1 pseudogene is annotated in these 289 nt (G+C 70.2%); it reads right to left on the reverse strand.

Going from position 1 to position 289, the window contains the following annotated elements:
- Window positions 1-223, reverse strand: a pseudogene (locus AC0IXR_RS25030) (hypothetical protein); the annotation flags it as partial.
- Window positions 224-289: the final 66 nt, after the last annotated feature.

Consider the following 289-nt stretch of genomic DNA (forward strand, 5'->3'; position numbering starts at 1 on the left):
GGGCGGGGCCGGCGGCCTGCTCCAACCGGACCCGCTCCAGCCGCTTCTGGTTGGTGGCGACCACGGCACGACCGAGGAGGAGCGCGCCCGACGAGGCCGTGGCGGCGCCCGCGATGGTCATCGTCCATCCGCTGTCCAGCCTGACATAGGGAAAGCCCTGGACCACGGAAGCAATGCCGCCGACGATCATGACGACGGCGAGCGCGACCAGCGCGAGGATCATGGAACTCTCTAGATGACGCCTGCACGTCGGAAGTGCGGCGCGCACAGTCAGGCCCGGCCCGGGTGT

The sequence above is a fragment of the Methylobacterium sp. AC832 genome (assembly GCF_979256025.1).